Origin of the sequence: Amycolatopsis sp. lyj-23, from assembly GCF_046549135.1 — a bacterium.
Classification (GTDB): domain Bacteria; phylum Actinomycetota; class Actinomycetes; order Mycobacteriales; family Pseudonocardiaceae; genus Amycolatopsis.
Window position 1 is genome coordinate 342,357 of the sequence record NZ_JAJPWN010000009.1, and the last position, 13,121, is coordinate 355,477.

A 13,121-nucleotide genomic window follows, 5' to 3' on the forward strand; every position below is an offset into this window, starting at 1 on the left:
GCAGGGGAGCAAACCGGGGTTTTCAGCCGGCCACCCAGAAGGCGTAGTCCGCCGAGTACCGGACCGCCGTCTGCGCGCCCGCCGCGCACGTCCCGGCCGGAGCCACGCCGCCGCGGGTGTTCAGGCGCTGGACGTACGTCACCTTGCCGAACACTCCGTCGCCGGTGTTGAGGTTCGCCTTGAGCAGCAGCTCCGGGATCGCGTCCTCCCGCGGTGCCGAAGCCGCGGCCGTCGCGCCGACCGTGCTGCCGTCCACAGTGGACGTCCACACCGGTCCCTTGCTGTGCAGCGCCGCCGGCTTCCCGTGCCGGGTCAGCACCGCGGCGGGCTGGATCAGCGCCCACGCGCCGTTCGTGCAGCCGTAGATCTGCACGCCTTCGGCCGCGTACGTCGCCAGTGGCTGGTTGCCCGCGGGCACCTGGATCGCGTCCGGCACCTTCGGGGCCGCCGGGGTGGCCGAAGCCGTCGCCGCGCCGCCGACCAGGAGGGCACCCACCGCGAGCGCCACCGTCATCCGCTTCATGGAATCCACCTTCGAAATCCTCCCGCCGCTTCTCGGCGGGCTCCCGTCATCGGACACGGGCGCCCGCCGGAAACGGTTCAACGGAGGATCAGGCGACCGTGACTTCCTCCGCCGCCGCGTCGGCCTCGGCCGCCTTCGGGTCGGGCGTGCGGTGCCGCAGCGAGAGCAGGCCGCCGACGACCAGCGTGATCACCACGCCCATCAGCGTGTACCACGGGTAGGCGAGCGCCACCTTGTCCCCGGCCGCCTTGCTGAAGTCGACGCCGATCAGGCCGCCGGTCTTCGCGCTGAACTTCACCCCGAGGATGACGAACGCCATCACCACGACCGTGACGACGAACGCGACGATCGCGTCCACCTGCCGCGCCTTCTTGACCAGCAGGCCGAGCAGGAACGAGCCGAGCAGCGCGCCGTAGGTGTAGCCGGTGATGGCCAGGCCGAGCTCGATCACCGAGTTCTTCGTGGTGGAGAACAGCGAAGCGAACACGGCGAACACGACCGCCCAGATCAGTGTCCACATGCGACCGTGGCGCAGCAGCTTCGAATCCTCCGGCGAACGGTGGGTGAACCGCTGGTAGAGGTCGGCCACGGTGGACGTCGAAAGCGCGTTCAGCGCCGAGGCCAGCGCCCCCATCGTCGAGGCGAGCACCCCCGCGATGAGCAGGCCGGACACGCCGGCGGGCAGGTCGTCGATGATGAACCGCGAGAACACGTCGTCCGGGCTCTGCAGGCCGAGCTGCGCCACCGACTTGCGGCCGTTGAACACCCACAGCATCGCCCCGACCAGCAGGAACAGCGCAAACTGGATGGTGACGATGATGCCGCTGCCGATCAGCGCCTTCTGGCCGTCGCGCAGGCTGCGCGTGGCCAGCAGCCGCTGGGCGATCAGCTGGTCGGCGCCGTGCGACGCCATCGACAGCGCCGCGCCGCCGAGCACCGCCGTCACGAAGGCGTACGGGCTGGTCAGCAGGTTCTTCGTGAAGTCGACGAGCATGAACTTGCCGTCCGCGGACGCCTGCGACGCCCAGTCGCCGGGCAGCTTGTTCAGCAACACGATCGCGGCCACCGCGGCGCCGCCCAGGTACAGCGTCAGCTGGATGACGTCGACCCAGACCACGGCCTTGATCCCGCCGATGTAGGCGTAGACCAGCGTCAGCGCGGTGAGGATCACGACGATCACCCAGTAGTCCAGGTGGACGCCGTAGTGCCCCAGGATCACCTTGATCGGGATCGCGCCGGCGAACAGGCGCACGCCCTCGGCGAGCAGCCGGGTGACCACGAACGTCACCGACGCCGTGCCCTGCAGCCCGGAGCCGAACCGCTTCCCGAGGAAGGCGTACGCGCTGACCAGGTTGCCCCGGAAGTACCGCGGCAGCAGCACGAACGCGGCGATCGTCCGGCCGATGATGTAGCCGAACGCCAGCTGCAGGAACAGGAACGCGTTGCCGAAGACCAGCCCGGGCGTGCTGATCACGGTCAGCGTCGAAGTCTCCGTGGCCACCACGGACAGCATCACCGCGCCCCACGGGAGGCTGCGTTCGCCGACGAAGTAGTCGGCCGCCGACCGCTGCTTCCGGCCGACGAGCACGCCTATCAGCGGCATCGCCGCCAGGTAGACCACGATGATGGCGAGGTCAACACCGCGCATGGACTTCTCCTACCTTCATCCGGCTTTCTCCGCGACTCGCAACCGCGTCACGGCGCCCCCCAGCGGGGCGGGAAGGATCAGGGGGCCGGCGCCCGGGACCAGCGCGCCGAGCAGGCGCGGCCCGCGGGCACCGGTCGCCGACGGCACCGTACCGGGTACGCCGCACCAGGTGAGCCAGCCCAGCAGGGCCGTCAGGTACGCCTCCTTGCCGTCACCGGGCAGCCCGACGTCGTCGCTGGTCTTCCACACCGCCGACGGCAGGGCGCGGGCCAGCGCCGCCATCAGGGCCGGGTTCCGGACCCCGCCGCCGGAGGCGATGACGGTCGTGACGCCGTGGCGGCGGCACGCACCGGCCACGGTGACGGCGGTCAGCTCGGTCAGCGTCGCGAGCAGGTCGCCCGGCTCGACCGGGTCCAGCCCGGCCAGTGCGGCGTCGAGGTAGCCGGCGGTGAAGTGCTCCTTGCCGGTGGACTTCGGCGGCGCGGCGGCGAAGTAGGGGTCAGCCAGGAGGCGGCCGAGCAGGTCGGCGCGCACCGACCCGCTCCGGGCGAGCCGGCCGTCGACGTCGCTGCGCTCGCCCGTGACGCGGTGCGCGGCGAGGTCGAGCAGGGCGTTGGCGGGTCCGGTGTCGTAGGCGGTCACCGGCTCGCCTTCGGCGACGACGGTGATGTTCGCGATGCCGCCGAGGTTCAGCGCGGCCACCGGGCGGCCGGTGTCCTCGGCGAGGCCGCGTAGCCACAGGTGGTCGAGCGTGCTCGCCAGCGGCGCGCCGTGCCCGCCCGCGGCGACGTCGCGGGCCCGCAGGTCGGCGCACACCGGCAGCCCGGTGCGCTCGGCGATCCAGGCGGGCTGGCCGAGCTGGAGGGTGCCGCGGACGCGCCCGCCCTCGACCCAGTGGAACACCGTCTGGCCCAGCGACGCGACGAGGTCGGCGCGGCCGTCGGCGAGTTCCGCGACCCCACGCTGCGCCGCGTCGGCGAACGCCTGCCCGACGCCGGTGTCCAGCCGCGTCAGCTCGCCGGCGCCGCACGGGTTCGGCGGCAACGCCGCCAGCAGGCCCTCCCGCAGCGGCTCGGGGTAGGGGACGTCGAGCTCGCCCAGCGGCGTCAGGACCACCGTGCCGCCCTCGGCGTGCAGGTCGGCGGCGGCCACGTCGATCCCGTCGATCGACGTGCCCGAAATCAACCCGATCACCCGGTAGCCGTGGTCGGCGCTCATCCCCATCGGGTGGGGTTTAGTGGAGCGTTCCGTGTGACGCAACCCACGTGGTGAAGTCTTGGCCCAATCGGGATCTAGGTGGTGACGAATTGCCTGTGCGGACGGGGTCCGGCGCGCGGGGAGCGCGGATGGAAGGATGGGCCCGTGTCGAGCACCTGGTTCCTGTTCGTAGTCGTCGCCGTCGTCGTGCTGGTCGCCCTGCTGGTGACCGGCCTGCTGGTCGCCCGCAGGCGGCGGATCAGCCTGGACGCCCAGCGCGAGGTCGAGGAGAAACCGAAGGGCGGTTCCTACGCCGCCAGCGGGGGCATCGCCCTCGCGCCCGGCGGCACGGCGACGCCGCTGGAAGAACCCGCCGTCGAGCACCCGGTCGAGGACCGGCCGGAGGTCGACGGCCAGCCCGCGGTGGGCGACGACGCGGCGGTGCCCCGCGACTCGGCGCAGCGCACGGTCCGCGACGTCAAGCTGCCGGACGCCGCACTGCCGGACGCCGGACTGGCGGACGCCGGACTGGCGGACGCCGAGGTCGTCGAACCGGCCGAGGCGGCCCCGCCCGCCGAGGAGATCGAGCCGGCGGCGGGTCGCATCGAACGGCTGCGCGGCCGGCTGTCGAAGTCCCGCTCGGTGTTCGGGACGAGCCTGCTGGGCCTGCTCGGCGCGGGCGACCTCGACGAGGACTCCTGGCAGGACGTCGAGGACACGCTGCTGATGGCCGACCTGGGTGCGGCGACGACGAACCAGATCGTCGAGCGCCTGCGCGACGAGCTCTCCCGCCGCGCGGTGCGGTCGTCGGCCGAGGCGCGCGAGGTGCTGCACGAGGTGCTGACGGCGCAGCTGTCCACCGACGGCCACCGCGCGGTGCGGGCGCTGCCGCACACCGTCGACGGCCGCAAGCAGCCCGCGGTGGTGCTGGTCGCGGGGGTCAACGGCACGGGCAAGACGACGACCACGGGCAAGCTCGCCCGGGTCCTGGTGGCCCAGGGCGGCACGGTGCTGCTGGGCGCGGCGGACACGTTCCGCGCGGCGGCGGCCGACCAGCTCCAGACGTGGGCCGAGCGCGTCGGCGCGGAGGTCGTCCGCGGCAAGGAGGGCGCGGACCCGGCGGCGGTGGCGTTCGACGCGGTCAAGCGCGGCGTGGACACGGGCGTGGACGCGGTCCTGGTCGACACGGCCGGCCGCCTGCACACGAAGACGGGCCTGATGGACGAGCTGGGCAAGGTCAAGCGCGTCGTGGAGAAGCAGGCGAAGGTCGACGAGGTCCTGCTCGTCCTGGACGCGACGACGGGCCAGAACGGGCTCATGCAGGCCCGCGTGTTCGCCGAGGTCATCGACGTGACGGGCATCGTGCTGACGAAGCTGGACGGGACCGCCAAGGGCGGGATCGTGTTCCAGGTGCAGAAGGAGCTGGGGGTGCCGGTGAAGCTGGTCGGGCTGGGCGAGGGCCCGGACGACCTGGCGCCGTTCGAGCCCGGCGCTTTCGTGGACGCGCTGCTCGGTTAGAGCCGGAACAGCGGTGTCCCGTCCGCCTTCCGCAGGCCCAGCTGGAAGATCAGCTGCGCCGACGGGCGCTGGGCCGGGATGACCAGCGGGGACGTCCGGTGCGCGTTCACCGCCAGCCTGGACCAGCCGATCCCGTCGAGGGTGCGGCGCGCCGGGTTCACGACCATCGCCGCGCCGAAGTAGCGGCCGCCCGGCATCGCGATGCGGGCCGTGTGGCCGAGGACCACCGAAAACGCCGTGCCGGTGCGGCTGTTCTCCTCCTGCAGCGTGAGGATCACCGGCGTGCGGACCTTCACGGTCGAGTGGTGCCGGACCGAGATCTCGACCGTTCCGCCGGCCGCCTTGGGCGGGTGCGGCCACACGGCGGGGGACGGCAAGCCGTCGAGCGCGCGGTTGACGAGCCGGTCCACGTGGGCGGCGGCGAGCCAGTTCAGCTGCGGTTCCATCGGTGGCTCCCTCCGGCGGAAATCCGGGTGACGGGCGGCCCGCGCCGGCGCACAATCCCGGTATGCCCGGTTGACGCACTTCCGCACGTGCCCCTCCTCGTAGCAGACGCTCCGAAACCGTCATCCGCTACAAGAGTGAGGAACCATCATGACCGCCATCGACGGCGAACGGGTGCGGCTGCGCCCGATCGGCTCAACCGACCGCGCCCGCGTGCGCGAAATCCTCGCCACGCCCGAAGTCGCCCGCTGGTGGGGCGACCCGGATCGGGAAACCGAAGGCCTGTACGAGGTCGAAGAGGGTTACGACGTCTACGTGATCGAGTTCGGCGGCGAAGTCGTCGGCCTGATCCAGAGCTGCGAAGAGCTGGACCCGCAGTACCGCCACGCGGGCATCGACATCTCGGTGCACCCGGGCTTCCACGGCCGCGGCCTCGGCACGGACGCCATCCGGACGCTCGCCGCGCACCTGTTCGCCCAGGGCCACCACCGCCTGACGATCGATCCGGCGGCGGCCAACGAGACGGCGATCCGGGTGTACACGAAGGTGGGCTTCCGCCCGGTCGGCGTGCTGCGCGACTACGAGCGCGCCCCGGACGGCACCTGGCACGACGGGCTGCTCATGGACCTGCTGGCGGGGGAGTTGACTTAGCCTTCATGTCCACGAGCTGCCGGACGAGCTGCGTGACGTGCTCGATCCGGCTGTTCAACTCGGCGAATCCCCGGTCCGTAGTGTGCTCCAAGCCGTCGAGCTCGGCCGGGAGACCGCTGAGTTCCGTTGTGAGGCCGGTGCTGCCGCCAAGCCGCCGACCGAATTCGCGTTGACCTTCGAGCAGGTCGTCCAGCAGCGCCGACTGGCGGGCGAGGAGTCGTCGGATTTCTGCAGCCCGCTCGGTGCGGAACAGGTCGGACACAGCGCGATCGTATCGGTTCCGTGATCGGTCGTAACTCAGCGCTAGACCGTGACGGCCTGCGACAGGCTCGCCCCCAGCGCGTCCGCCACCCGCTGCACCGCCGGGGCGATGTGCGCCACCGCCTCGGCGGTCAGCCGCCCGGACGGGCCCGACACGGACACCGCCGCCGGCACCGGCGCGCCCGGCACCGCCACCGCGACGCACCGCACCCCGAGCTCCTGCTCCGCCTCGTCCAGCGCGTACCCCTGCGAGGCGATCCGCGACAGCTCGACGAAGAGCGCGTCCGGGTCCGTGAACGTGTGCTCCGTGTACGCCGGCATGCCCGTCCGCGACAGCAACGAGCGCACCTCCTCGGTGGGCAGGTGGGCCAGCATCGCCTTGCCCACCCCCGTCCCGTGCGGCAGCAACCGCCGGCCGACCTCGGTGAACATCCGCATCGAGTGCTTCGAAGGCACCTGGGCCACGTACACGACTTCGTCGCGCTCCAGGACCGCCAGGTTCGCCGTCTCGCCGACCTCCTCCACCAGCTCGGCCAGCAGCGGGCGCGCCCACGCGCCGAACTGCATGCTCGCGTTCTCGCCCAGCCGGATCAGGCGCGCGCCCAGTGCGTAGCGGCGGTTCGTGTTCTGGCGGACGTACCCCAGGTCGACCAGGGTGCGGATCAGCCGGTGGATCGTCGGCATCGGCAGCCCGGACAGCGTGGCCAGCTCGGACAGGCTGGCTTCGCCGCCGGTGTCCGCGAGGTGTTCCAGCAGCTCGAAGGCGCGCTGCAGGGACTGGACGCCGCCGTCGCGACCGTTCTTCTCCGCCGGCACGGTGGCCCTCCTTACGTCGGCGTTGAGCTTCCGCTATGCAGAAACTATAGTCCGGCTGGTAGAAAACCGTAGGGCCGTTATCCAAAGATCCGAACCCTCGAGGTGTTTCCCCATGTCTTCTGAAGTCCAGGTGCTGGGCGACCCGGTCGAGCGCGGCGACGAGATCCTCACGCCGGAGGCGCTCGCCTTCCTCGCCGGCCTCCACGACGCCTTCGCCGGCCGCCGCGACGAGCTGCTCCAGGCGCGGAGCAAGCGCCGGGAAGAGGCCCGGACCACCGGCCGGCTCGACTTCCTGCCCGAGACCAGGGAGATCCGCGAAGGCGACTGGCGGGTCGCCGGCGCGCCGCCCGCGCTGCGCGACCGCCGCGTCGAGATCACCGGGCCGACCGACCGCAAGATGACCATCAACGCGCTCAACTCCGGCGCGAAGGTGTGGCTCGCCGACCTCGAGGACGCCAACACCCCGCACTGGAAGAACGTGGTCTCCGGCCAGGTCAACCTGTACGACGCCGTCCGCGAGACGATCACCCTGGAAAGCGGCGGCAAGAGCTACGCGCTGAAGGACGACGTCGAGCACGCCACCATCGTGGTCCGCCCGCGCGGCTGGCACCTGCCCGAAGCCCACCTGACGTTCGGCGGCCGCGAGGGCGTCGGCGCGCTCGTCGACTTCGGCCTGCACTTCTTCCACAACGCCGCCGAACTCCTCAAGCGCGGCAAGGGCCCGTACTACTACCTGCCGAAGATGGAGAGCCACCTCGAAGCGCGGCTCTGGAACGACGTCTTCACCCACGCCGAGAAGACCCTCGGCATCGAGCACGGCACCGTCCGCGCGACCGTGCTGATCGAGACCATCCCGGCCGCGTTCGAGATGGAGGAAATCCTCTACGAGCTGCGCGACCACGCGTCGGGCCTCAACGCCGGCCGCTGGGACTACCTGTTCAGCGTGATCAAGTACTTCCGCGACGCGGGCGAGAAGTTCGTGCTGCCGGACCGCAACTCCGTCACCATGACCGCGCCGTTCATGCGCGCCTACACCGAGCTGCTCGTGCGCACCTGCCACAAGCGCGGCGCCTTCGCGATCGGCGGCATGGCCGCGTTCATCCCCAGCAAGGACCCCGAGACCAACAAGGGTGCCTTCGAGAAGGTCCACGCGGACAAGTCGCGCGAGGCCGGCGACGGCTTCGACGGCTCCTGGGTCGCCCACCCGGGCATGGTCGAGCTCTGCAAGGAGGAGTTCGACAAGGTCCTCGGCGACCGGCCGAACCAGCTGGAGCGCAGGCGTGACGAGGACTGGGATCTCACTGCCACCGCCGACCAGCTGCTCGACGTCGCTTCGACGCCGGGTGGCGCGACGGCGGCCGGCCTGCGCGCCGCGGTCGACGTCGGCGTCCGCTACATCGCGTCCTGGCTGGGCGGCAACGGCGCGGCGGCCATCCACAACCTGATGGAGGACGCCGCCACCGCGGAGATCTCGCGCTCGCAGATCTGGCAGTGGGTCAAGAACGGGACCACTCTGGACAGTGGCGACGTCGTGACCGCGGAGCTGGTGCGCGGCGTGCTGGCCGACGTCCGCGGCGAGCTGGCCGGCGAGCTCAAGCCGGAGCTGCTGGAGCCCGCGGTGGAGCTGTTCGAGCAGGTCGCGCTGGCCGAGGAGTTCCCGGACTTCCTGACGCTGCCCGCGTACGAGAAGATCAAGTAGTGCGCCTGCCCGAGGACGTCTACGACGCCGCCGACGCGCGCCTGGCTGCGGCCGACGCGCGCGTCGCGGCGTCGTACCCGGGGGAGCGGCCGGGACGCCAGCCCGTGCACACCGTCTACGTCCCGGCGTCGCGGTACAAGACGCGCCTGGTCGCCGACTGGGGCAAGCAGGCCATGCGCGTGTTCGTCGAGCACGGCGACCTCCTCGGCGTCGACGCGGACGTGTACGAACGCGTGCGGGCCAAGCTGCTGACCGAGCCGATCGAGGACCTGCGGATCGACTTCGAGGACGGCTTCGGCCGCGTGCCGGACGACGTCGAGGACGCCGCCGCGCTGGCGGCCGGGCAGACCCTGGCCACGACCGGCGGGACGCCGTTCTGCGGCATCCGGTTCAAGAGCTTCGAAGCGGCGACCCGCCGGCGGGGCATCCGCACCCTGGACCTGTTCCTCGGGGCGCTGCTGGACAACGGGCCGCTGCCGCCCGGGTTCGTCGTCACGCTGCCCAAGGTGACGGCGGTCGAGCAGGTGTCGGTGGCCGCGGAAGTGCTCGCGCGCCTGGAGTCCGCGTACGACCTGCCGGCGGACACACTGCGCTTCGAAGTCCAGATCGAGACGGCCCAGTCCATTGTGGACCTCGACGGGACGCTGTCGGTGGCGCGGATCGTGCACGCCGCTTCGGGGCGGCTTTCGGGCCTGCACTACGGCACGTACGACTACAGCGCGGGCCTGGGCGTCGCGGCCGCGTACCAGAGCATGGAACACCCGGCGGCGGACCTGGCCAAGGGCCTGATGCAGGTCGCGGCGGCGGGCACCGGCGTCCGCCTCTCGGACGGCTCGACCAACCGCCTCCCGATCGGCGACGCGCTGCCCACGGCGTGGGCCGAGCACCTCCGGCTGGTCCGCCGTTCCCTGGAACGCGGCTTCTACCAGGGCTGGGACCTGCACCCGCACCAGCTGCCGACCCGCTTCGCGGCGACGTACGCGTTCTACCGGTCGGGCTTCCCGGAAGCGGTGGAGCGGCTGCGCGCGTACGCGGAGAAGACGGCCGGCGGCGTGCTGGACGAGCCGGCGACGGCCCAGGCGCTGGCGGTGTACCTGCTGCGGGGCCTGGACGGCGGGGCACTGGACGAGGGCGAACTGCCGTTCGGCCGTCCGGAGCTGGAGAAGTACGCCCTGCGGCTGGCGTGAGGAGTCACTCACCGAGCCGGGCGCGGTCGGCGGCCTGCCGGCCCGCGCCCCAGCCTTCGTGACTGCGGACGGTCACCGACTTGTGCACCACTTCCGGGAACAGCGTGCTGAACGCCGTCGCCACCCGCTTGTCGTGGGAAGCCAGCACCGGGAGCAGGTCCGCCGAGTCCGGCGCGGCGGCCAGCGTGCTGTCCGCCGCCTGTTCGAGCCGCTCGCCGATCCGGGTGGCGTAGGAGACGAGGAAGGACTTCCGGAACGGCCGGGACCGGCCGGCCGGGTCGGCGATCATCGTGCGGGTGGCCTGCAGGAGCAGGGACGTCGTCAGCAGCGCGACGGCGTCGAGGTCGGCCTCGTCGCCCACCACGGTCACGAAGTCCCAGCGCGCGTCGAAGACGGCCCGGCAGCGGTTGGCCTGCGCCACCACGTGCACCAGCAGGGACTTGGCGTCGGTGTACGGCGTGTCGAGCCAGATCCGGCGGGACGAGGCCACGTCGGGGGCTGCCTCGACCAGCACGCGGTCGAAGGCGTACCGGGTCATGAGTTCCTGTGCCTTCGCCGAAAGCGCCTCGGCTTCCTCCGGGAACGAACTCGACTCGGCCTTGGCCAGCAGCGCGCGGACCCGGCCCAGCCGCTTGCCGTCAACGCCGTCGACACCGCCGCCGCCGGGGTGGGCGGCCGGACGCGGGTGCGGAGCGGTCGCCAGGACCGGCAGGGTCAGCAGCAGGCCGAGGGCTTCGACCACCGCCGTCACCGCTTCGGCCGGGGTGAGGATGTGCTTGGCCGCCCACTGCATCAGGTGCGGTTCGGCGCCGGTCCACCAGCGGACGGCACCCGCCTCGGCGAGGCTTTCCGGATCCACGGCCGTGGCGTGCGCGGCGAGGGCGTCGAGCACGTAGGAGCCGGCGAACTCGTCGACGCGGCGGCTCGCGGCCTGGCGGAAGTCTTCGGGCAGCCAGCCGCCCCGGCAGGCCCGGACGATCAGCGGCCCCGCGGCCCGGTCCGCGGCCTCGGCGAGCCCGGCGGGCAGCTCGAAGCCGGGCGCGAGCCGGCGGGCGTGCTGCCGGGCCCGCTTGGGGTCCTGGGCGGCGGCGAGCAGGGCGTCGCGCAGGTCGGTCTCGCTCACGTCGCCGAGTGTGCCGCAGGGCGCTCAGCGCAGCCGGGGGAGGGCGTCGCGGGCGGCGTGGCTCAGCGTCCGCAGGTCTTCGGCGAACCGCGCCCGGTGGTCCTCGGGCAGCGGCCGGAAGAAGAACCGCTCGATGTTCTCGACGTGCACGCGGCTGGCCCGCACGGTGGTCTCCTCGCCGAGCGCGGTGAGGCGGACCAGCTGCACCCGCCGGTCGCCCGGGTCGGCCGTGCGGGTGACGAGCCCGAGCGCCTCCATCCGGTCGACGAGCCGGGTCGCGCCACCGGTGGTGAGCACCTGCTCCTGGGCGATCGAGCGCATGGTGAGCCCGTCGTCCCCGGTGCGGCCGACGATCAGCAGGACCTCGTAGACCAGGTGCGTGATGCCGAACTCGCGTTCCAGCGCCCGCCCGAGCAGGTACTCGAGCCGGTTCGCCGCGCTTCGCAGCCGCCCGAAGGCCAGCACGCGGGCGTCGTCCGCCGCCTGCCGGGCCGAGGTGAGTTCGGGGTCCACGCCTCAATCCTCCCCCGCGCACCGAGGCGCGCAACGCGAGACGGCGGGCGAAGGGGTGCGAGGTGCGTGGCGTGCGCCGAGCGGCGTCCGGACGAAGCCCCCGCCCTCGACGTGTCAGTCGCCCGCCCGCAAGGCCAGGTAGACGTCGAGCTGGTCGGTGAACCCGGTCAGGTCCGCGCCCAGCAGCTCGCCCGCGCGGCCGATGCGGTAGCGGAGCGTGTTCACGTGGACGTGCAGGGCCTTCGCCGCCCGGGTCGGGGAGCCCGAGCACTCCAGGAACACCCGGACCGTGTGCACGAGGTCGGTGTGCTGCTCCGCGTCGTAGGCCAGCAGCGGGCCCAGCACCCGGCGGCGCAGGGCCGCGCGCAGCCCGTGCGGGGCGCCGGCCAGCAGCAGCTCGTGCACGTCCACTTCACCGGCCCGGACCACCACCACCGGGCCCGGCCGCCGTGCTGCCACCGCCACCGCGTACCGCGCGCTCTCCGTCGCCTCGGCGCGCGGGCCCGGATCGCCGATGCCGCAGAGGATCCGCGTGGCCCGCAGCAGCGGCTCCACAGTGGACAACCCGGTGAGCGACGGCTGCGCCACCGCCGCGTACGAAGTGTCCCCCGACGATTCGAGCAACAGCGCGTCCGGCAGCCACTCGCTCAGGACGTCGCGGCTCTCGTCGCTGCCTTCGGTCCGCAACGCGACCACGCACACCTCGTCCGGCAACGACGCTTTGGGCCGGGAGGCCCGAGCCCGCGTGATCCCGACGAGCCCTGCCAGCTCCTCCGCCAGCTCGGCCTGCGCGGTGCTCAGCGGCCCGCCGACGGCGATCAGCCACGGCACCGCCTGCCGCCCTTCGACCGGCACCACCGTCAGCGGCCCCGGCTCGCGGGCGGCGTACCGGCGGACGACGTCGTCGGGCGGCAGCGGCAGGGGCGCCGTCCCGGCGATCAGCCGGCCCAGGCCCGACACCACCCAGCAAGGCAGCCCGAGCTCCGCCGAAGCGCGCTCCAGCAGGGTCTCGACCGGGGCCTCCGCGGCCGCCTGCAAACGTTTGCGCGCGCCGTCCGACGCGGCCGCCAGTGCCAGCACCACCTGCTCGGTGATCACCGAAAACGACAGGTCGGCGGGCACCTCCAGCAGCGGGATCCCGTGCCGGACGCAGGCGTCGACGACGTCGTCCGGGATCCCGCCCGAGTCCGCACCGGACGCGGCCAGCGCCGCCGCGCCGGAGCGGGCCAGCGCGGCCACGAAGGGCTCCGCGTCGCCCGGGGCGTGCCACCAGAGCAGGCCGGAAAGCACCAGCTCACCGGCCGAGAGGTACCGTCCGGGGTCGGACAGCTCCGTGACGTAGATGCGCGTCACCGGCCGGTCGAGCAGGTCGGCCCCGGCCCGCGGGCGCAGCCGCAGGCCGGAAAGGCCCAGCAGAGTTTTCACGGTCGTCATGAGGCTTGTAGGAAAGCACAAACGACCCCGGGTCCGCTCCTGTGCGGTTCATGCGTGGCGCCGTTGCCGCCCGGCCGTGATCCGTCGTCTACTGGGCTATCGCCCCC

Annotated in this window: 13 protein-coding genes; 4 read left to right on the forward strand and 9 right to left on the reverse strand. The window is 72.6% G+C overall.

Annotated features, from left to right (window positions below):
- Positions 1 to 22 precede the first annotated feature (22 nt).
- From ACLJPY_RS24250 to ACLJPY_RS24260, 3 genes are all read right to left on the reverse strand, one after another.
- Entirely contained in the window at positions 23 to 523 is a 501-nt protein-coding gene (locus ACLJPY_RS24250) for a DUF3455 domain-containing protein (protein ID WP_410591719.1), read from the reverse strand.
- A gap of 88 nt (positions 524 to 611) precedes the next feature.
- Complete coding sequence (locus ACLJPY_RS24255; protein ID WP_410591720.1) at positions 612 to 2,171, reverse strand: sodium:solute symporter; 1,560 nt, start codon at positions 2,169 to 2,171, stop codon at positions 612 to 614.
- A gap of 15 nt (positions 2,172 to 2,186) precedes the next feature.
- Positions 2,187 to 3,395 carry an anhydro-N-acetylmuramic acid kinase gene (locus tag ACLJPY_RS24260; protein WP_410591721.1) on the reverse strand — a complete coding sequence of 403 codons (1,209 nt, stop codon included), beginning with the start codon at positions 3,393 to 3,395 and terminating at the stop codon, positions 2,187 to 2,189.
- Positions 3,396 to 3,533: 138 nt separating this feature from the next.
- Between ACLJPY_RS24260 and ftsY the strand changes: the two genes are divergently transcribed.
- The gene (gene ftsY / locus ACLJPY_RS24265; protein WP_410591722.1) at positions 3,534 to 4,886 is read left to right on the forward strand and encodes a signal recognition particle-docking protein FtsY; all 1,353 of its coding nucleotides are present in this window, start codon (positions 3,534 to 3,536) and stop codon (positions 4,884 to 4,886) included.
- Here the strand turns inward: ftsY and ACLJPY_RS24270 are convergent.
- Positions 4,883 to 5,332: a hypothetical protein gene (locus tag ACLJPY_RS24270; RefSeq protein WP_410591724.1), complete on the reverse strand. Its 450-nt coding sequence runs from the start codon at positions 5,330 to 5,332 to the stop codon at positions 4,883 to 4,885. The two genes, ftsY and ACLJPY_RS24270, sit on opposite strands and share 4 nt — an antisense overlap.
- 148 nt (positions 5,333 to 5,480) lie before the next feature.
- On the opposite strand from ACLJPY_RS24270, the gene ACLJPY_RS24275 reads away from it, so the two are divergent.
- On the forward strand, positions 5,481 to 5,981 hold the full coding sequence (locus ACLJPY_RS24275) for a GNAT family N-acetyltransferase (protein ID WP_410591725.1): 501 nt from the start codon (positions 5,481 to 5,483) through the stop codon (positions 5,979 to 5,981).
- Here ACLJPY_RS24275 and ACLJPY_RS24280 read toward each other — a convergent pair.
- Entirely contained in the window at positions 5,950 to 6,243 is a 294-nt protein-coding gene (locus ACLJPY_RS24280; protein ID WP_410591727.1) for a hypothetical protein, read from the reverse strand. The genes ACLJPY_RS24275 and ACLJPY_RS24280 overlap by 32 nt on opposite strands.
- Positions 6,244 to 6,284: 41 nt before the next feature.
- A complete protein-coding gene (locus tag ACLJPY_RS24285) occupies positions 6,285 to 7,058 on the reverse strand; it encodes an IclR family transcriptional regulator (RefSeq protein WP_410591728.1) in 774 nt (257 codons plus the stop codon).
- Between the two features lie 112 nt (positions 7,059 to 7,170).
- On the opposite strand from ACLJPY_RS24285, the gene aceB reads away from it, so the two are divergent.
- Both aceB and ACLJPY_RS24295 read left to right on the forward strand, forming a co-directional pair.
- Complete coding sequence (aceB, locus tag ACLJPY_RS24290) at positions 7,171 to 8,757, forward strand: malate synthase A (RefSeq protein ID WP_410591730.1); 1,587 nt, start codon at positions 7,171 to 7,173, stop codon at positions 8,755 to 8,757.
- Positions 8,757 to 9,944: a DUF6986 family protein gene (locus ACLJPY_RS24295; RefSeq protein WP_410591732.1), complete on the forward strand. Its 1,188-nt coding sequence runs from the start codon at positions 8,757 to 8,759 to the stop codon at positions 9,942 to 9,944. Before aceB ends, ACLJPY_RS24295 begins: the two co-directional genes overlap by 1 nt.
- A gap of 4 nt (positions 9,945 to 9,948) precedes the next feature.
- Here ACLJPY_RS24295 and ACLJPY_RS24300 read toward each other — a convergent pair whose 3' ends face one another.
- The 3 genes from ACLJPY_RS24300 to ACLJPY_RS24310 form a co-directional block, all read right to left on the reverse strand.
- A complete protein-coding gene (locus ACLJPY_RS24300) occupies positions 9,949 to 11,067 on the reverse strand; it encodes a DUF2786 domain-containing protein (RefSeq protein ID WP_410591734.1) in 1,119 nt (372 codons plus the stop codon).
- Positions 11,068 to 11,091: 24 nt separating this feature from the next.
- Entirely contained in the window at positions 11,092 to 11,580 is a 489-nt protein-coding gene (locus tag ACLJPY_RS24305; protein WP_410591735.1) for a MarR family winged helix-turn-helix transcriptional regulator, read from the reverse strand.
- Positions 11,581 to 11,694: 114 nt separating this feature from the next.
- Positions 11,695 to 13,014, reverse strand: coding sequence for a PucR family transcriptional regulator (locus ACLJPY_RS24310; protein WP_410591737.1), 1,320 nt, complete (start codon positions 13,012 to 13,014; stop codon positions 11,695 to 11,697).
- Between the last annotated feature and the right edge of the window lie 107 nt (positions 13,015 to 13,121).

Coding starts and splice junctions, on each gene's coding strand:
- aceB (WP_410591730.1), top strand. CDS start 7,171: ATGTCTTCTGAAGTCCAGGTGCTGGGCGACCCGGTCGAGCGCGGCGAC.
- ACLJPY_RS24250 (WP_410591719.1), bottom strand. CDS start 523: ATGAAGCGGATGACGGTGGCGCTCGCGGTGGGTGCCCTCCTGGTCGGC.
- ACLJPY_RS24310 (WP_410591737.1), bottom strand. CDS start 13,014: ATGACGACCGTGAAAACTCTGCTGGGCCTTTCCGGCCTGCGGCTGCGC.
- ACLJPY_RS24260 (WP_410591721.1), bottom strand. CDS start 3,395: ATGGGGATGAGCGCCGACCACGGCTACCGGGTGATCGGGTTGATTTCG.
- ACLJPY_RS24275 (WP_410591725.1), top strand. CDS start 5,481: ATGACCGCCATCGACGGCGAACGGGTGCGGCTGCGCCCGATCGGCTCA.
- ACLJPY_RS24270 (WP_410591724.1), bottom strand. CDS start 5,332: ATGGAACCGCAGCTGAACTGGCTCGCCGCCGCCCACGTGGACCGGCTC.
- ACLJPY_RS24255 (WP_410591720.1), bottom strand. CDS start 2,171: ATGCGCGGTGTTGACCTCGCCATCATCGTGGTCTACCTGGCGGCGATG.